General features: G+C 61.5%; 19 protein-coding genes. 6 read left to right on the top strand and 13 right to left on the bottom strand.

Translation table 11 applies throughout. From position 1 onward, the window contains the following. Window positions 1–2: 2 nt before the first annotated feature. Entirely contained in the window at window positions 3–1,166 is a 1,164-nt protein-coding gene (locus tag J3P88_RS19955) for an isovaleryl-CoA dehydrogenase (protein ID WP_434571170.1), read from the bottom strand. A 354-nt stretch (window positions 1,167–1,520) separates the two neighbouring features. Here J3P88_RS19955 and J3P88_RS19950 point away from each other — a divergent pair, with 354 nt between their 5' ends. Further along, a complete protein-coding gene (locus tag J3P88_RS19950) occupies window positions 1,521–3,218 on the top strand; it encodes an AMP-binding protein (RefSeq protein WP_434571168.1) in 1,698 nt (565 codons plus the stop codon). Window positions 3,219–4,074: 856 nt separating this feature from the next. Here the strand turns inward: J3P88_RS19950 and J3P88_RS19945 are convergent. The 3 genes from J3P88_RS19945 to J3P88_RS19935 form a co-directional block, all read right to left on the bottom strand. Beyond that, on the bottom strand, window positions 4,075–4,974 hold the full coding sequence (locus J3P88_RS19945) for a hydroxymethylglutaryl-CoA lyase (protein ID WP_434571167.1): 900 nt from the start codon (window positions 4,972–4,974) through the stop codon (window positions 4,075–4,077). A gap of 141 nt (window positions 4,975–5,115) precedes the next feature. Further along, window positions 5,116–5,517, bottom strand: a complete 402-nt coding sequence (locus J3P88_RS19940) for a MerR family transcriptional regulator (RefSeq protein WP_186730703.1) — start codon at window positions 5,515–5,517, stop codon at window positions 5,116–5,118. A 205-nt stretch (window positions 5,518–5,722) separates the two neighbouring features. Then, the gene (locus J3P88_RS19935; protein WP_186710034.1) at window positions 5,723–6,655 is read right to left on the bottom strand and encodes a LysR family transcriptional regulator; all 933 of its coding nucleotides are present in this window, start codon (window positions 6,653–6,655) and stop codon (window positions 5,723–5,725) included. 177 nt (window positions 6,656–6,832) lie between these two features. Here J3P88_RS19935 and J3P88_RS19930 point away from each other — a divergent pair, with 177 nt between their 5' ends. Further along, window positions 6,833–8,062, top strand: coding sequence for an acyl-CoA dehydrogenase (locus tag J3P88_RS19930; protein ID WP_434571165.1), 1,230 nt, complete (start codon window positions 6,833–6,835; stop codon window positions 8,060–8,062). Window positions 8,063–8,201: 139 nt separating this feature from the next. Here the strand turns inward: J3P88_RS19930 and J3P88_RS19925 are convergent, their stop codons facing one another. The 8 genes from J3P88_RS19925 to J3P88_RS19890 form a co-directional block, all read right to left on the bottom strand. Further along, a complete protein-coding gene (locus J3P88_RS19925) occupies window positions 8,202–9,071 on the bottom strand; it encodes an isocitrate lyase/PEP mutase family protein (protein ID WP_053120909.1) in 870 nt (289 codons plus the stop codon). 173 nt (window positions 9,072–9,244) lie between these two features. Then, entirely contained in the window at window positions 9,245–10,279 is a 1,035-nt protein-coding gene (astA, locus tag J3P88_RS19920; RefSeq protein WP_434571162.1) for an arginine N-succinyltransferase, read from the bottom strand. Between the two features lie 61 nt (window positions 10,280–10,340). After that, entirely contained in the window at window positions 10,341–11,357 is a 1,017-nt protein-coding gene (locus tag J3P88_RS19915) for an arginine N-succinyltransferase (protein ID WP_186730701.1), read from the bottom strand. A gap of 111 nt (window positions 11,358–11,468) precedes the next feature. Further along, window positions 11,469–12,818, bottom strand: coding sequence for an APC family permease (locus tag J3P88_RS19910; RefSeq protein ID WP_434571160.1), 1,350 nt, complete (start codon window positions 12,816–12,818; stop codon window positions 11,469–11,471). A gap of 73 nt (window positions 12,819–12,891) precedes the next feature. Continuing rightward, window positions 12,892–13,644: an N-formylglutamate amidohydrolase gene (locus tag J3P88_RS19905; RefSeq protein ID WP_186730699.1), complete on the bottom strand. Its 753-nt coding sequence runs from the start codon at window positions 13,642–13,644 to the stop codon at window positions 12,892–12,894. Continuing rightward, a complete protein-coding gene (locus tag J3P88_RS19900) occupies window positions 13,628–14,980 on the bottom strand; it encodes a glutamine synthetase (RefSeq protein ID WP_434571158.1) in 1,353 nt (450 codons plus the stop codon). Before J3P88_RS19900 ends, J3P88_RS19905 begins: the two co-directional genes overlap by 17 nt. Further along, window positions 14,977–15,621, bottom strand: a complete 645-nt coding sequence (locus J3P88_RS19895) for an isochorismatase family cysteine hydrolase (RefSeq protein ID WP_434571156.1) — start codon at window positions 15,619–15,621, stop codon at window positions 14,977–14,979. The genes J3P88_RS19900 and J3P88_RS19895 overlap by 4 nt, the downstream gene beginning before the upstream one ends. Before the next feature lie 2 nt (window positions 15,622–15,623). Then, window positions 15,624–16,478, bottom strand: coding sequence for a MurR/RpiR family transcriptional regulator (locus J3P88_RS19890; protein WP_053183441.1), 855 nt, complete (start codon window positions 16,476–16,478; stop codon window positions 15,624–15,626). A 299-nt stretch (window positions 16,479–16,777) separates the two neighbouring features. On the opposite strand from J3P88_RS19890, the gene J3P88_RS19885 reads away from it, so the two are divergent. Then, window positions 16,778–17,356 (top strand): histidine phosphatase family protein, encoded by a 579-nt coding sequence (locus tag J3P88_RS19885; protein WP_434571154.1) that lies wholly within the window; start codon window positions 16,778–16,780, stop codon window positions 17,354–17,356. After that, a complete protein-coding gene (cobF, locus tag J3P88_RS19880; protein WP_434571152.1) occupies window positions 17,353–18,111 on the top strand; it encodes a precorrin-6A synthase (deacetylating) in 759 nt (252 codons plus the stop codon). Before J3P88_RS19885 ends, cobF begins: the two co-directional genes overlap by 4 nt. A gap of 210 nt (window positions 18,112–18,321) precedes the next feature. Here cobF and ftrA read toward each other — a convergent pair whose 3' ends face one another. Beyond that, window positions 18,322–19,281 (bottom strand): transcriptional regulator FtrA, encoded by a 960-nt coding sequence (gene ftrA / locus J3P88_RS19875; RefSeq protein WP_434571150.1) that lies wholly within the window; start codon window positions 19,279–19,281, stop codon window positions 18,322–18,324. Between the two features lie 103 nt (window positions 19,282–19,384). Here ftrA and J3P88_RS19870 point away from each other — a divergent pair, with 103 nt between their 5' ends. Both J3P88_RS19870 and J3P88_RS19865 read left to right on the top strand, forming a co-directional pair. Beyond that, entirely contained in the window at window positions 19,385–19,819 is a 435-nt protein-coding gene (locus J3P88_RS19870; RefSeq protein WP_186730695.1) for a rhodanese-like domain-containing protein, read from the top strand. 416 nt (window positions 19,820–20,235) lie between these two features. Beyond that, window positions 20,236–21,015 carry an ABC transporter substrate-binding protein gene (locus tag J3P88_RS19865; protein ID WP_186710055.1) on the top strand — a complete coding sequence of 260 codons (780 nt, stop codon included), beginning with the start codon at window positions 20,236–20,238 and terminating at the stop codon, window positions 21,013–21,015. Window positions 21,016–21,069: the final 54 nt, after the last annotated feature.

Below are 21,069 nucleotides of genomic sequence, written 5' to 3'. Positions count from 1 at the left end.
CGTTAGCGGGTTTCGTTGAACAGTTCGCGGCCGATCAACATCCGACGAATCTCACTGGTGCCAGCACCAATTTCATACAGCTTGGCGTCCCGCAGCAGACGACCGGCGGGGAATTCATTGATGTAGCCATTGCCCCCCAGGATCTGGATCGCGTCGAGGGCCATTTGCGTGGCGCGCTCGGCGCTGTAGAGGATCACCCCGGCGGCATCCTTGCGGGTGGTTTCGCCGCGCTCGCAAGCCTGGGCCACCGCATACAGGTAGGCGCGGCTGGCGTTGAGCTGGGTGTACATGTCGGCGACCTTGCCTTGGATCAGCTGGAATTCGCCGATGCTTTGGCCGAACTGTTTGCGGTCGTGGATGTAGGGCACGATCAGGTCCATGCAGGCTTGCATGATCCCGGTCGGGCCGCCGGACAGCACCACGCGCTCGTAGTCGAGGCCGCTCATCAGGACTTTCACGCCACCGTTGAGGGCGCCGAGGATGTTGTCTTCCGGCACTTCGACGTCATCGAAAAACAGCTCGCAGGTGTTGGAACCGCGCATGCCGAGCTTGTCGAACTTGTTGCTGCGGCTGAAGCCTTTCCAGTCGCGCTCGACGATGAAGGCGGTGATGCCGTGGGCGCCTTTTTCCAGGTCGGTCTTGGCGTAGATCACGTAGGTGTTGGCATCGGGGCCGTTGGTGATCCAGGTCTTGCTGCCGTTGAGGACGTATTTGTCGCCGCGCTTGTCGGCCCGCAGTTTCATGGAAACTACGTCGGAGCCGGCGTTCGGTTCGCTCATCGCCAGGGCGCCGATGTGTTCGCCGCTGATCAGTTTGGGCAGGTACTTGGTTTTCTGTTCGTGAGTGCCGTTGCGGTTGATCTGGTTCACGCAGAGGTTGGAATGGGCGCCATAGGAGAGGGCGACCGAGGCCGAGCCGCGGCTGATTTCTTCCATCGCCACCACGTGGGCCAGGTAGCCCAGGCCAGCGCCGCCGTATTCTTCCGGTACGGTGATGCCCAGCAGGCCCATGTCACCGAATTTGCGCCACATGTCAGCGGGAAACAGGTTGTCGATATCGATCTGCGCTGCGCGGGGCGCCAGTTCGGCCTTGACGAAGGCTTGCACCTGGTCGCGCAACATGTCGATGGTTTCGCCGAGGGCAAAATTCAGGGATGGGTAGCTCATGGGACACCTTTGGCTTTTTTATCGGGTGCGGAGAGCGGGAAATGCTCTACCTTTACGTTAACGTAAGCCTGCGACGAGAGGCTGTCAATCGACCTTTACGTTAACGTCAACTTAAGCCAGAGTACGGGTGTTTTGAAACAGCTTTTGTGGCGAGGGAGCTTGCTCCCGCTCGAGCGCATGTAGGAGCTGCTGAAGGCTGCGATCTTTTGATCTTTCGCTTGGGATTCAAGTGTCTTTGGAAAGATCGCAGCCTCGTTGCACTCGACAGCTCCTACACAGCTCCTACCAGCCACTACGACATTCGTGCATGAGGTTCCACCGCTACACCCACTAATAAAGACAAGAGGGGGCGTCATGGATCAAACCGGTTCGCATTCGCAGCTCAGCTACACCCGCGGCTCGCAGGACAAGGCCTTGCTGGCGCAAACCATTGGCGAGGTTTTCGACCAGACCGTGGCCCGTCATCCAGAGGGCGAGGCGTTGGTGGTTCGTCATCAATCGTTGCGTTATACCTGGGGGCAACTGGCTGAGGCCGTCGATCTGCATGCCCGGGCCTTGTTGGCGCTGGGCTTGAAAACCGGCGACCGTCTCGGCGTGTGGGCGCCCAATTGCGCCCAGTGGTGCATCAGCCAGTTTGCCAGTGCGAAGATCGGCGTCATTCTGGTCAATATCAATCCGGCCTATCGAGTCTCCGAACTCGAATACGTGCTCAAACAGTCCGGGTGCCAATGGCTGGTGTGTGCCGGGGCGTTCAAGACCTCGGATTACCACGCCATGTTGCAAGCGCTGGCTCCGGAGCTGGCGGAACAATCGATCGGCCAGTTGCAGAGCGAACGCCTGCCGGATTTGCGCGGTGTAGTCAGCCTCGATCCCCAACCCCCGTCAGGCTTTCTGCCTTGGTCACAACTGGCCGCCCTGGGGGCGGCGGTGACGCCAGGACAACTGGCCGAGCGCCAATCCAGCCTGCACTTCGATCAGCCCGTGAATATCCAATACACCTCCGGCACCACCGGCTTTCCCAAGGGCGCGACCCTCAGCCACCACAACATTCTCAACAACGGTTACATGGTCGGCGAAAGCCTGGGCCTGACGGCTGGCGACCGGCTGGTGATCCCGGTGCCGCTCTACCATTGCTTCGGTATGGTCATGGGCAACCTGGGCTGCATGACCCATGGCAGCACCATGATCTACCCCAACGATGCCTTCGACCCGTTGCTGACGCTAAAAGCCGTGGCCGAGGAAAAAGCCACCGCGCTATATGGCGTGCCGACCATGTTCATCGCCCTGCTGGACCAGCCGCAGCGGCTCGACTTCGACCTGTCCAGCCTGCGCACGGGCATCATGGCTGGGGCTACATGTCCGATCGAAGTGATGCGGCGGGTCATCAACGAGATGCACATGGCTGAAGTGCAGATTGCCTACGGCATGACGGAAACCAGTCCGGTGTCGTTGCAGACCGGTCCTTCAGACGAGCTGGAGCTGCGGGTGACCACCGTCGGCCGCACCCAGCCACACCTGGAAAGCAAGATTATCGATGAGGCAGGCCAGGTCGTCCCGCATGGCGCGGTCGGCGAATTGTGTACCCGTGGTTACAGTGTGATGCTCGGCTACTGGAACAACCCCACGGGCACCGCCGATGCCATCGACGCCCAGGGCTGGATGCACACCGGCGACCTGGCGACCATGGACGAGCAGGGTTACGTCTGCATCGTCGGGCGCAACAAGGACATGATCATTCGTGGCGGGGAGAATATTTACCCGCGCGAGCTGGAGGAGTTCTTCTTCACCCATCCGGCGGTGGCGGATGTGCAAGTGATCGGCATTCCGTGTTCGCGCTATGGCGAGGAAATCGTCGCCTGGATCAAGTTCCACCCCGGCCACAGCGCCTCCGAGCAAGCGCTGCAAGCCTGGTGCAAGGAACGCATCGCCCATTTCAAGACGCCGCGTCATTTCAAATTCGTTGAAGAGTTCCCGATGACGGTCACTGGCAAAATCCAGAAATTCCGCATGCGCGAAATCAGCATCGAAGAACTGCGTGATAGAGAAGGGTGAGCAAGATCCCCTGTGGGGGCTAATGCCTTTCACTTAAAAATGATGAACCTGTGGCGAGGGAGCTTGCTCCCGCTCGGCTGCGAAGCAGGCGTAAACCGGCGGGTGTGGTGTGCCTGATACGCCGCGATTGAGAGGTTTTGGGGCCGCTTCGCGGCCCAGCGGGAGCAAGCTCCCTCGCCACGGGTTTGTCGATTGCCTTAAGTGAACAGCATTGCCTTGTGGGAGCGGGCTTGCTCGCGAAAGCGGTGTGTCAATCGACATTGATATTGACTGTCCGGGCCCCTTCGCGAGCAGGCTCGCTCCCACAAAACCCAAACCCCAGACAGCACAAAGGGGAGCCGAAGCTCCCCTTTAATTTTGTCGTCGCGTGCTCTTTTTTTATTATTGAGGGGCGGCCTGTTGTTGTTATTGGCAGCCGTGGCCCTTTACCGCTGTTTTTGGCGATCCCCATCCGGGATCAAGAGCAAACGTATTTTTTTGAGCGCTGATTTGCTTTTTCGCTTTGCGATCCAACCGATTCGGGAGCTACCTGAAGGTAGTTTTATTGTTCTCTGCCCGGTTGCGGGTTGCTCCTGGAAGCACCCTGAAAAGCCCATCTTCTCCAAAAAAATCTGTTAGCTGCGTCTCTGCCGTGTTGTTTTTGTTATGTCAGAGTCGTTTCGTCTTGTTTTTATTGGGTTTGCTGCGTTTTTTTATTCTTGTTATGCCAGAGATATAGCAGGTGGCGTGCCAACTTTTAAAATTCTATACAAATCAATAGGTTGTGATTTTCGGCTGAAAAACCTGACGGACCAAACCCGACAAATTGTTTCCGTGTTACTCGTTTCGCCGCTGTTACAAAGCCAGCGGTAACACCTCACTGTGCGCTGCGGGCCTTGGCCACGCGCGAACCGCTGGGGCGGCCGAGCACGTCACAAATCTGCCGGCCCGCGGCGATCAGTGCGTCCAGGTCGACACCGGTTTCGATACCCAAGCCATTGAGCAGGTACAGCACGTCTTCGGTGGCGACGTTACCGCTGGCGCCCTTGGCATACGGGCAGCCGCCGAGGCCGGCGATGGAGCTGTCGAAGACCGCGATGCCTTCCAGCAGGCTGGCGTACACATTGGCCATGGCCTGGCCGTAAGTGTCGTGGAAGTGACCGGCGAGTTTGTCCCGCGGCACATCGGCGCCCACCACCTCGAACATCCTGCGGGTGGCGCCAGCGGTGCCCGTGCCGATGGTGTCACCCAGGGAGACTTCGTAGCAGCCCATCGCATACAGCTCCCGAGCGACCCACGCGACCTGCTCAGGCTTGACCGCCCCTTCATACGGGCAGCCCAGCACGCAAGAGACGTAGCCGCGCACACTGACGCCGTGCTGTCTGGCGGCGTCCATGATCGGCGCGAAACGCTCCAGGCTTTCCTTGATAGAGCAATTGATGTTGCGCTGGGAAAACGCTTCGGACGCGGCAGCGAACACCGCCACTTCTTTTACGCCCGCCGCCAGTGCATCTTCGAACCCCCGCAGGTTGGGCGCCAGGGCGCCATAAGTCACACCGGGCTTGCGCTGGATCTGCGCGAACACCTCGGCGGACCCGGCCATTTGCGGCACCCACTTGGGCGAGACGAAACTGCCGACTTCGATGTAACCCAGGCCGGCGGCGCTCAGGGCGTCCACCAAACGCACCTTGTCGGCGACGCTGATGGGCTGGGCTTCATTCTGCAACCCGTCGCGGGGGCCGACTTCGATCAAGCGTACAAAGGAGGGGAGGGACATGGAGAGTGACCTGTAATAGTGGCGAGTGCTGCTCCATTGTGGGGGCGGGCTTGCTCGCGAAGACGGCGTGTCAGTCGACATTGATATTGACTGTCCGGGCGCCTTCGCGAGCAAGCCCGCTCCCACAAGGGAGTCGTGTTGTTACTGGGCGATTTCCTCGCCCTTGAGCGTCTGCTCCAGCGCCTGGATGCAACGTTCTTCGGCGGTGTCGAGTTCCAGCTTCATCTGTTCGATGTCCAGCAATTGCTGCTCGAGCTGTTCCCGGCGCTCGGCGATTTTTGCCAGCATGCTGTGCAGTTGTTTCTGGTTGCCGCTGGTGGGGTCGTAGAGTTCGATCAGCTCGCGGCACTCAGCGAGGGAAAAACCAATGCGCTTGCCACGCAGGATCAGCTTCAGGCTGACCTTGTCCCGCGGCGAGTAAATGCGCTCCTGACCCCGTCGCTCCGGGCTCAACAGGCCTTGTTCTTCGTAGAAACGGATGGCCCGTGTCGTGATATCCAATTCGCGGGCGAGGTCGGAGATGCTGTAGGTCTGGCTGCTCATGGAAGCGCTCGAAACGAAAGGGTTGGCGCTAAGCTAAAGGCAGGTTGACGTGCGCGTCAAGCAATCGCGGATGTGTTGCCTGTGCGGGCCTCCTCGCGAGCAAGCCCGCTCCCACAGGTTCTGCGTCGTACACAAATGCAGCATGTACTCAGGACTAATGTGGGAGCGGGCTTGCTCGCGAAGAACGATGACGCGGTCTATAACCTTACACCACCTGATCGAGCTTCTTCTCATGGGCCGTCACCTGCTGGCACAGCTCGATCATCTGCTCGCGCATCCAGCGGTTGGCCGGGTCCTGGTCGGTGCTTTCGTGCCAGTAGAGATGGGTTTCCACCGGTGGCACGTCGTTGACCGGAAGCAGGAAGGCGTGCAAATCGTGACGCCGGGCAAAGCGCTCGGGGACGGTCATGACCATGTCGGTCTGCTGCAGCACTTGGGAGGCCATCAAGTAATGCTGGGAGCGCAAGGCGATCTTGCGTTGGATGCCCATCTTGCCGAGGGCCAGGTCAACGTAACCCAGCCCGTTGCGGCGGCTGGAGATGTGCACGTGGGTTTGGGCCAGGTAATCGTCGAGGCTGATCTTTTCCTTGCCCGCCAGGGGATGGCCCTTGCGCATGGCACACACGTAGCGATCTTCCATCAACTTGACGTGGCGCACCTGCGGGTCGGTGTTGAGCGGCGCGTCCACGGCAAAATCGAGGCGGCCGGCGGCCAGTTCCTTGGTGGTTTCACGGCGCTTGGACAGGAAACTCTCGATCGCCACGGTCGGCGCCAGGCGACGCAGGCGCTGGAACAGCAGCGGCAGGATCACGCCTTCGGTGAGGTCGGTCATGCTGATGCGATAGGTCTTGACGGCCTGCAGCGGGTTGAAGATCCGGCTTTCCTGCACTGACACCCGCAGCAGTGACAAGGCGTTGCGCACCGGGCCGATGATGTTCTGGGCCATGGGCGTCGGCACCATGCCTTGGGCGGTGCGCACGAAGAGGGGGTCGTTGAAGGTCTCGCGCAGACGGGCCAGGGCATTGGACACGGCTGGCTGAGTGATGCCGACGATCTGCCCGGCGCGGGTCAGGTTGGCTTCGGTGTAGATCGCATCGAAGACAATGAAAAGGTTGAGGTCGACCTTGCTCAGATTCATGGCGCTGCACTCTTGTTCTTGGGCTTGTTGTGAGGTGCCGGGTGGCGATGAGAATCAGTGAAACATATATCGGTGATGAATGTTAATACACGCCGAGAATAGGTTAGGTAAATTTTCGTAGCTGAACTAGCATCGATTTCATGACCTAAAACAACCTCTGCCAAGAAGGTGCTGCTCATGGATTTTGCCTATTCCCCCAAGGTTCAGGAACTGCGTGAACGCGTCACGGCGTTCATGGACGCCTACGTCTACCCGGCCGAAGCGGTGTTCGAACGGCAAGTGGCCGAAGGCGACCGCTGGCAACCCACGGCCATCATGGAAGAGCTCAAGTCCAAGGCCAAGGCGGAAGGCCTGTGGAACCTGTTCCTGCCAGAGTCCGAACTGGGTGCCGGCCTGACCAACCTGGAATACGCGCCATTGGCAGAGATCATGGGGCGTTCGTTGCTGGGGCCGGAGCCGTTCAACTGCTCGGCGCCGGACACCGGCAACATGGAAGTGCTGGTGCGCTACGCCAACGAAGAACAGAAGCAACGCTGGCTCGAACCCCTGCTGCGCGGTGAGATTCGCTCGGCCTTTGCCATGACCGAGCCGGACGTGGCCTCCTCGGACGCCACCAACATGGCCGCCCGCGCCGAGCGTGACGGCGATGAGTGGGTGATCAACGGCAAGAAATGGTGGACCTCAGGCGCCTGCGATCCGCGCTGCAAGATCCTGATTTTCATGGGGCTGAGCAACCCCGATGCCCCACGCCATGCCCAGCATTCGATGATCCTGGTGCCGGTGGACACGCCTGGGGTCAAGATCGTCCGGCCGTTGCCGGTGTTCGGCTACGACGATGCGCCCCACGGCCATGCCGAGGTGCTGTTCGATAACGTGCGGGTGCCGTACGAAAACGTCCTGTTGGGTGAAGGCCGCGGCTTCGAGATTGCCCAGGGGCGCCTAGGTCCGGGCCGGATTCACCACTGCATGCGTTCGATAGGCATGGCCGAGCGCGCCTTGGAATTGATGTGTAAGCGGGCCGTCAGCCGCACCGCTTTTGGCCAGCCGTTGGCGCGGCTGGGCGGTAACATCGACAGGATCGCCGACTCGCGGATGGAAATCGACATGGCGCGCCTGCTGACACTGAAGGCGGCGTACATGATGGACACCGTGGGCAATAAAGTGGCGAAAAGCGAAATCGCCCAGATCAAGGTCGTCGCGCCGAACGTGGCTTTGAAGGTCATCGACCGGGCGATCCAGATCCACGGTGGCGCTGGGGTTTCCAACGATTTCCCGCTGGCCTACATGTACGCCATGCAACGCACCCTGCGCCTGGCCGACGGCCCGGATGAAGTCCACCGCGCCGCGATTGGCAAGTTCGAGATCGGCAAGTACGTGCCCAAGGAGATGCTGCGCAGCAAGGGCTAGGATCTGGCCCACCATGGGCCTCTGTGGGAGCAAAGCTTGCTCGCGACAGCGGTGGGCCAGCTTGCATCAATGTGGGAGATGCCACGCCATCGCGAGCAAGCTTTGCTCCCACAGGCTGATCCTGTGGGGGCGAGTCCGCTTATTCCTTGACGCTCATGTATTCCTCGGCCCAGCGGATGTACTCCTCGGGCTGGGTGTAGGTGTGCGTCAGTTCGGTGGCGCTGAGGTCCGAGGCCTGGGTGAAGATCTGCCGTTGTTCGCGAAGGCTGTCATAGGTCGCCTTGATCGCGGCGAAGTAGGCGCCGTGGCCGTCGATGGTCACGCGCACGCCCAGTTCGGCCAGGCGCTTGTCGTCGCGCAGCAACGGGTTGCCATAGGTGACGAGCATCAGCGGCACCGTCAGGTTTTCGCTGATTTTCTCCAGATGATCGAAGTCTTGCACGCCCACCATGCAAATCCCGTCCGCCCCGGCACGTTCATATTGCTGGGTCCGGCTGATGATTTCCTGCACCGGCAGGATCCCCGCGTTAGTCCGGGCGATGATCGCCATTTCCGGATCGACTCGCGCTTCCAGCGCCGCGCGAATCTTGCCGACGCCCTCGGCCACGCCGATCAAGTCGGTGGATTTACGCCCGAACTGGGCCGGCAGCAAGGTGTCCTCGATGGTCAACGCCGCAACGCCGGCCCGCTCCAGTTCGATGATGGTGCGCATCACGTTCAGGGCATTGCCATAGCCATGATCGGCGTCGGCAATGAATGGCAGCTGGGCCACGCGACCGATACGGGTGGCCTGTTCGGCAAATTCGCTGAGGGTGATCAGGGCGAAGTCCGGCGCGCCCAATACTTGCAACGATGCCACCGAGCCTCCGAGGATGCCCACTTCGAAACCCAGGTCGGCGGCAATGCGCGCCGACATCGGGTCAAACACCGAGGCGGTGTGGTAGCAGGTCTTGGAAGCCAGTAGTTGACGAAAGTTACGACGCAAATCTTGATGGGAAAGCCTGGACATATGAGTTCCACCAATGGAATGGAAAGGCTTGAGCAAAAGTGTCAACGCCGAAAGATCCAAAGGCTATCACGTGGCAAGCGCAAAGATGATGACGAATGCGTATGGACGATGCCGTTATGGCATCAGAGCAACGGTCCCAGGCCCCGAAGGCCGGTAGCCAACGGATACGCGGGCTATGCCGCCACCGCCTGTTGCCCCTGCCTGGGCAACGCCACGGCGCGCACGGTATCACCCGGTTGCACTTGCAGGCGTTTGGCGATGAGGCGATCGACCACCAAGGTGTGGCCATGCAAGTGCGCGCGGGCGCTGGTCACACGGCAGTTTTCCAGGCGCCGGTTGTGGATCAGCCAGACCGGTGCGCGTTCATCCGGGGTGCCAATAGCCAGGGTCAGCGCCTGGCTGTCGCGGACGCTGCGGATCTTCGACACTGGCGCCTCGATCACCGGGCCACCGTCAAAAATGTCGATGTAGCCCTTATGGCTGAAACCCTCGGCACTGAGGATCTTCAGCGCCGGCTCGGTGTTCGGGTGAGCCTTGCCGATCACCGCCTGGGCCTGTTCGGTGAGCAGGCAGGTGTACAGCGGCTGGCGTGGCATCAGCTCGGCGATGAACGACTTGTTGCCCATGCCGGACAACTGGTCGGCGTAGCTGAAATCCTTCTTGAAAAAGTGCCGTCCCAGGCTGTCCCAGAACGGCGAACAGCCTTGTTCGTCGGCGTGGCCGCGCAGTTCGGCGATCAGTTTTTCGCCGAACAGATGGGGAAACTCGGCCACGAACAGCAGGCGTGCCAGGGACAGCAAGCGGCCGTTGTGGCCGTGGCGTTGCTCGGGGTGCAGGAACAATGAGCAGATTTCCGATTGCCCGGACATCTCATTGTTGAGAAACAACGTCGGGATCTGCCGCTGGATCCCCAGCTCCGGCGCCGAACTGACCGTGACCCCGACCCGATAGTTGTACCAGGGCTCACGCAGCCCCACCGCCCCAGTCAGGGCGCTGATACCCACCACCTGTCGATCATCGTCTTCGAGCACGAACAGGTAGTCGGCATCGGCGCGTTCGACTTGCCCGGCAAAGGTCCGCTGGGCCCAGCGAACACGATGGGCGAGGCGCTCTTCGTTGGCCGGCAGGCTGGTGAACCCGGGCCCCGCGCAACGGGCCAGGTCCAGCAAGGCAGGCAGATCGGTGATGGCCACCGGACGAACAATCATGCTGCAGCTCCTTTGTCGTGTCGTTCCAAGCGTCGGTGCAAGCCATGGGTTCGAATGAGGCTCATAGGGCAACCACCCGGATCCGCGCGCCGTCCTGGATGTCCAGGGCGGTCAGCATGGCGGGTGACAGGGCCACCGGGCCGTCGGCGTTGACGTCCAGCTCGGCAATAATGGCCCGGTAGCTGCCCAGGTGCTCGTTGCTCACCAGGTACAGGCCGCGGGCGTCAATCTGCAGGCTCTGCCTGGCGGTGGTGAGGCGACTTTGCGTGATGGAACGGATATGGGCGATACGGGCATGCAAGGTCGGCCCGCCGTCGAAGATATCGACGTAGCTGTTGGTTTCGAAACCCTCGCGTTCGAGGATATCGAAAGCTTCCTGGCCGTCGGGATGGACACGGCCGATGCAGGCCTGGGCCGCTGGCGGGAGCATGGGCACGTAGATCGGGTACTGCGGCATCAGTTCGGCGAGAAAGGTCCGGCTCTGCAAGCCACACAATCGTTCGGCTTCGACATAGGGCAGGTCGAAGAAGTGCTGGCCGATGGCGTCCCAGAAGGGCGACTGGCCGTCTTCGCTGCTGAAACCGACGATTTCGGTGATGACCGACTCGGCAAAGCGCTGGGGGTGGGCGGCGATGAACATCAGCCGGGCCCGGGACAGCAGCTCCGATGCCGGCGTGCGCACCCGCTCGGCGTCAATGTGGAAGCCACGCAGCAGCGTTTGCCCGTTGAGGTCCTGGCACAACGACAGTGCGGGCACGCCATGCTGGATGTTCAGCTCCCGGGACTCGCTGGAAAACGGCCGGTTGCGCAGGCTGTAGAACGGCTCGTTGCAACCGGTGCTGGAAAGGATCTCCGAACAACCCACCAGGCGCCCGGATTCCAAGTCCTGCAGGACGAAAAAATAATTCTCCGCCCCCGGCCCCTGCACATCGGCGGCGAACGAGGCGCACGAGTCGAGGATTTTTTCCTCAAGACGCCCGGTATCGTCCGGCAGCGACGTGACGCCCACCAGGCTGTCACGGGCCAATTGTTGCAGTTGCGGCAGATCGGCTAATTGAACTGGACGTAAGGCCAGCATGGATTGCACTCCTGTTCCAGGGAGCCCGGTGACTGGCACCGGGCCTGACGATCACTGTCGATGTCCACGCGTTTTAACCACGGCTGGCCGAACCCTTTCGACCGCCGCCCCTCATTGACCTGCCGGATCGGGCAGGGCGGTACGACTGCCGAATTTGTTGAGCAGGCACAGATAGACCACCCCCGCGGCAATCCAGATCAGGCCGAGCTTCTGCGCAGCCACGCCCATGTTGTACATGATGGCCGCGACGATCACGAAGCCGACCAGCGGGCAGATCACGTGGCGAATCAGTTGGCCGGACTGTTGGCGGCGCCAGTAATGGTTGATGACCGTGATGTGCAGCAACATGAAGCCGCTCAGGGCGCCGAAATTGACCAGGGAGGTGAGGGTGTCCACGGCGTTGATGAACAGGTAGCAGATCAGCAACGACAGCACCGCCACCAGATAGATGCTCATGTAGGGGGTGTTGTGTTTCGGATGGACCTTGGCCAACACCTTGGGCAACTGGCCGTCCCGGGCAATGCCGAACAACAGGCGCGACACCGCTGCCTGGGAGGTGATCGCCACCGCCACGCCCCAGGCCAGGGCCGTGGCCACCGCGGTCAAGGTGGCCAGCCAACTGCCGGCCGCCAGCTCGGCGATTTCATAGAACGCGGTGTCGGCGGATTTGAAGCCCATGCCGGCCGCCAGGTCGGTGGCGATCCAGGTCTGCACCACAAAAATCGCCCCCATCACCAGCAAGGTCACCAGTGCCGCCTTGCCGACGCTGCGCCCCGGGTCACCCTTGACCTCTTCCGCCAGGGTGGAAATGGCGTCGAAGCCCAGGAACGACAGCACCGCGATGGACACGGCTTGCATCAGCAAGGCGAAGTTGAAGTGTTCCGGGCTGTACAGCGGCGCCAGGGTCAGTTGGCCGTGACCGGCCCCACCCTGCAGGGCATTCCAGGCGTAGAACAGGAAAACTCCCAAGACTACCAATTGTGCCAGCAGAAAGATGATGTTCATCCGCGCGGTGAAGGTGATGCCCCGCAGGTTGACGAAGGTCGCGCTCACCAGGAAGGCCAGGATGAAACCGACCTTGGGAATGTCCGGGTATAAATGGTTCAGCGCCATGGCGGCGTAGACATAAAGCAGTGGCGGGATCAGCAGGTAGTCCAGCAGCATCAGCCAGCCGGCGATGAACCCGACGTGTGGGTTAAGGCCCCGTTGCGCGTAGGAATAGACCGAGCCTGCCACCGGAAAGGCCCGGGCCATGCTGCCGTAGCTCAACGCGGTAAACAGCATCGCCACCATGCCGATGATGTAGGCCAGCGGCACCATTCCCGGGGCTTCGGCGTTGACGTAGCCATACACGCCGAACGGTGCGATGGGGATCATGAAAATCATCCCGTAGACCACCAGGTCTGTCAGTGACAGGCCGCGTTTCAATTCCTGTTTGTAGCCAAATGCCTCAATGCTCATGAGCCGTTTTCCTTTTCAGCTGTTGTATTTGCTTTTGCTTACCGCTTGTCGCTAAAAACTTGCCGCTGCACCTCTACAACAGGGGCGCCAGGTAGGCGCTCCAGGTCCGTACCGATTCGGGGCTGCGCAGTTGGTCGTTGCGCACTTCGATCAGCACCGAATCCAGGCCGCGGCCATCGCCGTGCACCGGGACTGTCATGTCGGTCAGGGGGTTGATCTTGTAGGGCTGGTTGCCCGCTGCCCGCAGCGAATGCCGGCTCAGCCCGTCGACGATGTGCTGGGCGTATTCCTTGGCTTCGCCGAACAGCACGCCGGCTTCCAGTGCGCGTGGCTGGCCATAGAACACCGGGGTGAAACTGTGGATGCCCACCACGCGCACCGGCCGGTTGGCCGCCAGGCGCTGGTCGATCAACGCACGCAACCGATCATGGAAGGGATGGAACAGGCACTGCTGGCGATATTCGCGGGTGGCCTCGTCCAGGTCGTGGTTGCCCGGGACCTGGTAGATCTCGCTCTGGGCCGGAATGCTATCGGGCACGTGCAGCGGGCGGTTGAGGTCGATCAACAGCCGTGAGTAATTGGCCGACAGCAAGGTCGCGCCGAGGGTTTCGGACAGGCGTTCGGCCAGCAGCAGGGCGCCGATGTCCCAGGCAATGTGTTCCTGGGACGCGGTTTCATCCAGGCCCAGGTCGTTCAGCGCCACGGGAATGAAACGGCTGGCGTGTTCGCACACCAGCAGCACCGGGTGGTCGGAGTCTTCCCGGGTCAATCGATAGGCTGGCCTGGTGTAGAGGCCCGTTTCAGCACATTCAATAGATTCGTGCATAGTGCTCGCAACGCTCGGCAGGTGTGAGCGCCTGGGTCAAGGCCAACTCCTGGCCCTTCAAGGCGAAATAGGTTTCGACCAGCGGGCCGGGCAGGGTTTCGAGCAACGCCCCGCTGTGGCGCAGGCAGTCCAGTGCCTGTGCCAGGGTTGTCGGCAGGGCGATAATGCCACGGGCGCGGCGTTGTGTTTCATCCAGCTCATCGGGTATTTCATCGGTGACCGCCTGCAATGGCAGCCGTTGCTGGATGCCCAGCCGTCCGGCAATCAATAGCGCGGCCATCGCCAGGTGCGGCGAGGCGGTGGCGTCCATGGCGCGGAACTCCAGGTTGTACTGGTTCGCCAGTGGTTTCCCGCCGAGGCTCACGGTAGGGCAGATGCGCAGCGCCGCTTCGCGGTTGCGCTGTCCCAGGCACGCATAAGAGGCGCTCCAGTGATGAGGTTGCAGGCGCTCGTAAGACAGCGGCGTCGGCGCGGTCAGCGCACACAGCGCCGGCAGATAATGCAGCACACCCGCGGCCCAATGCTGGCCGAGGCTGGACAAGCCATTGCTGCTGGCGGCGTCATGCAGCACCGGATCCGCGCTCAGGTTTTGCAGGCTCAGGTGCAGATGCACGCCGTTGCACACGGCATGTTCCGAGGTCTTGGGGGCGAAACTCACGTCCAGGCCCATCTGCCGGGCGATCTCGCGGGTGATTTCCCGGACGTTCACGGCCCGGTCGGCAGCGGCCACGCCCAGGGTCGGGCGGCAGGTGATTTCGTATTGCTGCTTGCCATATTCCGGCAGGAACATTTCCGGCTCGACGCCGCCGGCCCGCAGGGCGCTGAGCAACCAGCCGGCGAACCCGGCTTGCTGGCGCTGGGCCTGGAGGCTGAAAGCCAGGCGATCAGGCTGCACAGGGGTGGCAGCCAGATTGAACTCATGCTCGAAGGCGGCGAAAACTTGCAGGCCCAGTTCGCTGCGATAACGCTCCACTTCATCCTGCAGCAGCGTGCGCGGACAGGCGCTCCAAGGCCGGCCGTCGGTCTCTCGAATGTCGCAATGGATGAAGTCCAGGGCCGGCGCTTGGGCATCGGGGCCATTGTTGATGGTCACCCGGCTGGACAGGTCCGGCACCAGCCGCAGGTCGCCATAGGCGCCCCAGGGGTTGGTCGAAGCGATGATGTCCTGAGGCGTCAACGCGCTGTTGGCTGGCACCCAGCCACAGCCGGCAGCGACGTAGTGGGGCAATTCATCGCTGGGAAACGAGCGCCCACGGGTCACGCCGATCAGGTCGGTGGTCACCAGGGTCGTGACCGGCAGCGGTGCGAGGAGGGCGGCGGCATCGGGGCGGCTCATGGCTGCATCTCCTGCAGGCGAGCGAGTACCGTGTCGGTATCGGTAATCCAGCAGTAGCCCTTGATCGCGTTCAGGCACGCCAGGTGCCGTTGTTCGGTGTAAGTGGCGCAGGCATCTTCCACCAGCGTGACCAGGTAGCCGCGGTCGGCGGCGTCGCGCACGGCCATGTCGACGCACTGGTCGGTGACGATGCCAGCGACGATCAAGTGCCGAGTCTCCAGGTTGCGCAGCACATAGTCGATGTTGGTGGAATTGAACACCCCGGAGGAGGTCTTGGGCAGCACGATTTCGTTTTCCTGCGGCGTCAGCTCGGCAATGATCCGCGCTTCAGGGCTGCCCTTGGGCAGGTGCATGTCCGACAGCTTGTGATCCAGGGAGCGGTCGCGGCCATCGGCGGTGAGGCTTTCGATGTGGGTGTGCAGTACGTTTTGCCGCGCGTCTCGCATGGCGTTGAGCAGGCGCTGCTGGTTGGGAATGACCTGCTGGCGGGCCCGCTGGAGGAAATACGCGGCGTCGGGGCTGTGCAGGTGGGCATCGAATTGCGGTTCCAGCCAGGCGCGTTGCATGTCCACCAACAGCAATGCCGTGTGTTGGCGAGTGAACGGCAAATCCCGGGGCGAGCGATGGGGGAGCGAGAACATCCTTATTTTTCCTCCAACAGGTGCGTGTTGAATTCCGTGCGCAAGGCGTCGATACCTTCCAGGCGTTCGGCCAGCTCAGGGCATTGCAGGGTCAGGCAGGCGATCAGGGCCTCGACCTGGGCCAGCGCCGGCACCAGGCTGTCAAAAGCCGAGACCGATTCCACCGGGGCGCTGATGATCAGGTCCGCCAGCTCGCGCAACGGCGAAGCATAGACGTCGCTGAACAGCACGACCCGGGCGTGCCGCGCCTTGGCCGCGCTGGCCACGCGCAGGGCCTGGGCCTGGTAGCGACGGTAATCGAAAATCAGCACCACGTCCTGGCGCTGCACGTCGAACAGGCGGTCAGGCAGTTGGGCGTTGTCTTCCAGGGCAAAACAGCCGGCGCGCAGCAGCCGCAAATGATTGAGCAAGTAATGGGCAAGAAAGCTGCTGAAACGGCCGCCGAAACAATGCACCTGATGGCGGCTGTCGAGCAACCACTGCACGAGAATGCGCACGTCTTCGGGTTGGGTCAGCGCCTGGGTGTCGCTGAGGTTGCGTTGGCTGGCGGCCAGGTACTGGCTCCACGTATCGCCTTGCTGCAACTTGGCCCGCGGTTGCAACAGGGTGCGGGGGGAGCGCAAGCGATGGTCCATGTCGCTGAGCAGTGCATCCTGGAATTCGGCATAACCGCCAAACCCGAGTTTTTTCACCAGCCGCACGATGGTCGGGTCGCTGACACCGGCATGGTCTGCCAGGCGTGACATCGGACCGAGGCCGTTGCGTGGGTAATGATCGAGCAGGGCACGTACGACCTTGCGTTCCGACGGCGTCAATACCAGGCCGGGATCGGTGATCAGGTCTCTGAGGGGCGGCATCCGTGCTCCTTGCCTGGATGAATGTTGGTTTTCTTTCATAACTCCTGAAAACAGTATTTATGTAGCTAGTGCTACATGTCCAGTGGTTTTTACGTTCCGTTTAAAATGCTCCAAAGTTGTGCGAAAGCCCTGTAGGAATTGGTCTTGGTCAGGTGGGCCTGGTATGTCAGTCGTTGCTCATGGAGTCGTCGGAAATAACACCTTTTTGTCTCAGTTATTTGATTTCGTATAAGGTGCTGTACAACTAAACCCGTGAATATTCAGCCCATGGGCCCCGTCCGATTACCCGAGAATCCAGTGTGAAAACCACTCGCCTGACGTTGATCTGCCACGCCCGCACCGTTGCCCAGAAGCAGGCGCGCTTCGGTCTGGACGAAGCCCTGGACGCCGGCTGGCTGGGGCGCCGTGGGCAGGTCGAGCATGGCTATCGAAACGTCAGGCAACTGCTCTGCGGGCCGGAGCTGCGCACTCGCCAGACCGCCGCGCTGTTCGGCGACGAGCCTCAGGTGGACCCGGCCCTGGCCGATTGTGACCTTGGACGCTGGCGCGGATTGTCCATCGATGAATTGCTCAAGGTTGAACCGCAGGCCCTGCAAACCTGGCTCGACGATGCCGAGGCGGCTCCCCATGGTGGTGAATCCGTCGCCCGGTTGTGTCGCCGTGTTGCAAACTGGCTGGCCAGTCTGGAGGCCCGACCGGGGCATCTGCTGGCCGTCACCCACCCCTTCGTGATTCGTGCCGCGCTGATGACCGTCTTGGGTTGCCCGGCCGCCACGTTCAACCGGATCGACATCGAACCGTTGTCCACCCTGGAGTTGCGTTTCAACGGCGTATGGCGATTGCGCGCCCAGGAACCTGGCCAGGAGTCGCCGCGATGAAGCAGTTATCCGTCATTGGTATTGGGACCGGCGATCCGGACCACTTGACGATGCAGGCAGTGAAAGCCTTGAACCGCTTGGACGTGGTCTTCCTTATGGACAAGGGCCCGGCCAAGGACCAGCTGTTGGACCTGCGGCGTGAAATCTGTCGACGCTACATCGTTGATCGGACCTACCGTTTCGTCGAAGCCTATAGCCCGGAACGCCAACGCGGCGACCTGGACTACAAGGACAGCGTCGAAGCGCTGAATCGCGCCAAACAGGCCACCTTCGAACGGTTGATCAATGAAGAACTGTCCTGCGGCCAGCGGGGCGGTTTTCTGGTGTGGGGCGATCCGGCGTTGTACGACAGTACCGTGCGCATCCTGCAGGCGATTCTCGAGGCGGGCCGCTGCGCTTTCGAATTCGAGGTGATCCCCGGCATCACCAGTCTCCAGGCCCTGGCCGCCCGGCACAAAGTGCCGTTGAACACTATTGGCGGTTCGCTGGAAATCACCACCGGACGCCGTTTGGTGGCGGGGCAGGTGGGCGATGCAGCCAGTGTGGTGGTGATGCTCGATGCCGAGGATGGCTATCGCCAGGCCAGCGATCCCGATACGCAGATTTATTGGGGCGCCTATGTGGGAATGCCGGATGAAATCCTGATCGCCGGCCGGCTGGGAGACGTGGCCGATGACATCGAACGCACCCGCAAGGCCGCGCGAGAGGCCAATGGGTGGATCATGGATACGTATTTGTTGCGTAAGCCACGATGACGCTTGCACCTCACCCTGTGGCGAGGGAGCTTGCTCCCGCTGGGCCTGTAGGAGCTGTCGAGTGCAACGAGGCTGCGATCTTTCCCTAGGCACTTGAGTCCCAAGGGAAAGATAAAAGATCGCAGCCTTCGGCAGCTCCTACAGCGCCTGCTGCGCAGTCGAGCGGGAGCAAGCTCCCTCGCCACGGAGGGGCATGATCCCCCGGCATCTTCATCCCCGCCCAAACCGTTCCCGATACACCGACGGCGCCAACCCCACCACGCTGCGAAACGCCACGCGAAAGCTTTCCACCGAGCGATAACCACACAGTTGCGCAATGTTGTCGGTGTTGTCGCCGGTGCTTTCCAGCAGCTCCCGGGCCCGGGCCAGGCGCTCGTGTTGCAGCCAGGCCTTGGGCGACACACCGCAGGCCTGGGTGAAGTGGCGCAGGAAGGTGCGTTCGCTCATGGCCGCCTGGCTGGCCAGCTCGCGCACGCCGAGGGGTTCGTGCAGGCGCTCGCGGGCCCATTGCATGACGCTTGACAGGTCGCTGCGTGGCGTACGGCTGACCGGCGAGGGGATGAACTGCGCCTGGCCGCCGGTCCGTTGCGGTGTCATCACCAACCGGCGCGCCACGGTGTTGGCGACCTGAAGGCCATAGTCCCGTGCCACCAGGTGCAGACAGGCATCGATGCCGGCGGCGCTGCCCGCCGAAGTAATGACCTGCCCCGAGTCGACGTACAACACATCCGGGTCGACCCGCACGGCGGGAAAGCTCTTGGCCAGTTCGTCGGTGTAGCGCCAGTGAGTCGTGGCGCCGAGGCCATCGAGCAGGCCGGCGGCGGCCAGCACGAAGGCGCCGGAGCAGATCGACAACAGGCGCGCCCCACGGGCATGGGCCCTGCGCAATGCGTCGAGCAGCGCCTGGGACGGTGGCTCGCTGCGGCTGCGCCAGCCTGGTATGACAATGGTCCGGGCGGTTTCGAGCAGTTCCATGCCGCCATCGGCCAATACCTGGAAGCCGCCCATGGCGCGCATCGGGCCATCATCGACCGCGACGATCCGATGCTCGTACCAAGGGAAATTGAATTCCGGCCGTTCCAATCCGAAAATCTCGACGGCGACACCGAATTCGAAGGTGCACAGGCCGTCGTAGGCGAGGATCGCGACCAAACCCGAGATAGGCTGCATTTGTCGGAAAGTTCCCACAGAGTGTCTTGTACGCCACTGTAGCGGCAAGCATCGGGGGGATAAAGTCTCTCCACGCTTTTATCTACCCTTGGAGTACACACCCATGACCAGCCTGGTTCGCGAAGTGCCTGCCGCCCCTTCCGATATTGCCTTGGAGCATTTCAGCCGTCGCTTGTCGTTCGAAACGGATTGTTCCGACGTCCACGCCAGTCAACAGGCCGGTCATGTCGATTTTGTGCTGGTGGATGTTCGCGGACCGCTGGCCTATGAGCGCGGCCATGTCCCCGGGGCGATCAACCTGCCGACCCGCACGCTCACCGCCCAGGCACTGGCGGCCTATGCCAAGACCACCTTGTTCGTGGTGTATTGCGCCGGTCCCCATTGCAATGGCGCGAACAAGGCGGCGGTGCGCCTGGCAACCTTGGGTTACCCGGTCAAGGAAATGATCGGCGGAGTCATGGGCTGGCTCGATGAAGGCTTTCGCCTGACCGGCTCGGTGGAGCGCGTGGCGGACGAGGCGATCAGCTGCGATTGCTGACTCCTCCTGCAACCAGGCTTTTGTGGCGAGGGAGCTTGCTCCCGCTGGGCTCTGTAGGAGCTGGCGAAGCATGCGATCTTTTGATCTTTCGCTTGATGCTCAACCAGCCTTGGAAAGATCGCAGCCTCGCTTCGCTCGACAGCTCCTACAGCCCAGCGGGAGCAAGCTCCCTCGCCACAGGGGTTATCTGCCACAGGGTGTGTACCTGCCTTTGGAGTGTTTCCCTGTCAGGCTTTTCGCAAATCCTGTGACCGCCGGACGCACCTGGCTGTTTTTATAACTATTTGTCGCCTCAACATAATTTCCCTCCTGAGTGCCCCTCTAGACTCCCGGCCACTTCGGTTTTTGCTGACCGAACGCTGCTATGAATCTGCCTATAACGATCCAATAAAATACCTGCGCACTCAGGAGCGAAAATGAAGAAGCTAGCCATGTTCGGTGCCCTGGCACTGTCCGTATTGTCCCTGTCGGCCGTGGCCGAAGACGCCAAGCCGATCCGCCTCGGGATCGAAGCCGGTTATCCACCTTTTTCGATGAAAACCCCCGACGGCAAGCTGGCCGGCTTCGATGTCGATATCGGCGATGCGCTGTGTGAACAGATGAAGGTCAAGTGCGTCTGGGTCGAGCAGGAGTTCGATGGCCTGATCCCCGCGCTGAAAGTGAAGAAAATCGACGCGATCCTGTCGTCCATGACCATCACCGACGATCGCAAGAAAAACGTTGATTTCACCATCAAGTACTACCACACCCCGGCGCGCTTCGTGATGAAGGAAGGCACCGCGGTCAAGGATCCGCTGACCGAACTCAAGGGTAAGAAAGTCGGTGTGCTGCGCGCCAGCACCCACGACCGTTTCGCCACCGAAGTGCTGGTACCCGCCGGGATCGACCTGGTGCGCTACGGCTCCCAGCAGGAAGCCAACCTGGACATGGTCTCCGGTCGCCTCGACGCCACGCTGGCCGACTCGGTCACCCTCGACGAAGGCTTCCTGAAGACCGACGCTGGCAAGGGCTTCGCTTTTGTCGGCCCGACTTATGAAGACGCGAAATACTTCGGCGGCGGCGCCGGCATTGCGGTGCGCAAGGGCGATAAGGCCTTGGCCGATCAATTCAGCGCGGCCATCACCGAAATCCGCGCCAACGGCACGTACAAGAAGGTGCAAGACAAATACTTCGCCTTTGATGTCTATGGGCATTAATCGCTGAACCCCAGGTGGCCCGCCGTTGACCCGGCCGGCCGCCTTTTTCATGGG

Origin of the sequence: Pseudomonas sp. Z3-6 (assembly GCF_051131985.1) — a bacterium.
GTDB lineage: Bacteria > Pseudomonadota > Gammaproteobacteria > Pseudomonadales > Pseudomonadaceae > Aquipseudomonas > Aquipseudomonas zanjanensis.
The sequence above is the reverse complement of the archived record's forward strand: the minus strand, read 5'-3'. Positions and strand labels throughout refer to the sequence as shown.

Bases quoted from the DNA above. Each gene is read 5' to 3' on its own strand.
- J3P88_RS19955 (WP_434571170.1), bottom strand. From the start codon at position 1,166: ATGAGCTACCCATCCCTGAATTTTGCCCTCGGCGAAACCATCGACATG.
- J3P88_RS19950 (WP_434571168.1), top strand. From the start codon at position 1,521: ATGGATCAAACCGGTTCGCATTCGCAGCTCAGCTACACCCGCGGCTCG.
- J3P88_RS19945 (WP_434571167.1), bottom strand. From the start codon at position 4,974: ATGTCCCTCCCCTCCTTTGTACGCTTGATCGAAGTCGGCCCCCGCGAC.
- J3P88_RS19940 (WP_186730703.1), bottom strand. From the start codon at position 5,517: ATGAGCAGCCAGACCTACAGCATCTCCGACCTCGCCCGCGAATTGGAT.
- J3P88_RS19935 (WP_186710034.1), bottom strand. From the start codon at position 6,655: ATGAATCTGAGCAAGGTCGACCTCAACCTTTTCATTGTCTTCGATGCG.
- J3P88_RS19930 (WP_434571165.1), top strand. From the start codon at position 6,833: ATGGATTTTGCCTATTCCCCCAAGGTTCAGGAACTGCGTGAACGCGTC.
- J3P88_RS19925 (WP_053120909.1), bottom strand. From the start codon at position 9,071: ATGTCCAGGCTTTCCCATCAAGATTTGCGTCGTAACTTTCGTCAACTA.
- astA (WP_434571162.1), bottom strand. From the start codon at position 10,279: ATGATTGTTCGTCCGGTGGCCATCACCGATCTGCCTGCCTTGCTGGAC.
- J3P88_RS19915 (WP_186730701.1), bottom strand. From the start codon at position 11,357: ATGCTGGCCTTACGTCCAGTTCAATTAGCCGATCTGCCGCAACTGCAA.
- J3P88_RS19910 (WP_434571160.1), bottom strand. From the start codon at position 12,818: ATGAGCATTGAGGCATTTGGCTACAAACAGGAATTGAAACGCGGCCTG.
- J3P88_RS19905 (WP_186730699.1), bottom strand. From the start codon at position 13,644: ATGCACGAATCTATTGAATGTGCTGAAACGGGCCTCTACACCAGGCCA.
- J3P88_RS19900 (WP_434571158.1), bottom strand. From the start codon at position 14,980: ATGAGCCGCCCCGATGCCGCCGCCCTCCTCGCACCGCTGCCGGTCACG.
- J3P88_RS19895 (WP_434571156.1), bottom strand. From the start codon at position 15,621: ATGTTCTCGCTCCCCCATCGCTCGCCCCGGGATTTGCCGTTCACTCGC.
- J3P88_RS19890 (WP_053183441.1), bottom strand. From the start codon at position 16,478: ATGCCGCCCCTCAGAGACCTGATCACCGATCCCGGCCTGGTATTGACG.
- cobF (WP_434571152.1), top strand. From the start codon at position 17,353: ATGAAGCAGTTATCCGTCATTGGTATTGGGACCGGCGATCCGGACCAC.
- ftrA (WP_434571150.1), bottom strand. From the start codon at position 19,281: ATGCAGCCTATCTCGGGTTTGGTCGCGATCCTCGCCTACGACGGCCTG.
- J3P88_RS19870 (WP_186730695.1), top strand. From the start codon at position 19,385: ATGACCAGCCTGGTTCGCGAAGTGCCTGCCGCCCCTTCCGATATTGCC.
- J3P88_RS19865 (WP_186710055.1), top strand. From the start codon at position 20,236: ATGAAGAAGCTAGCCATGTTCGGTGCCCTGGCACTGTCCGTATTGTCC.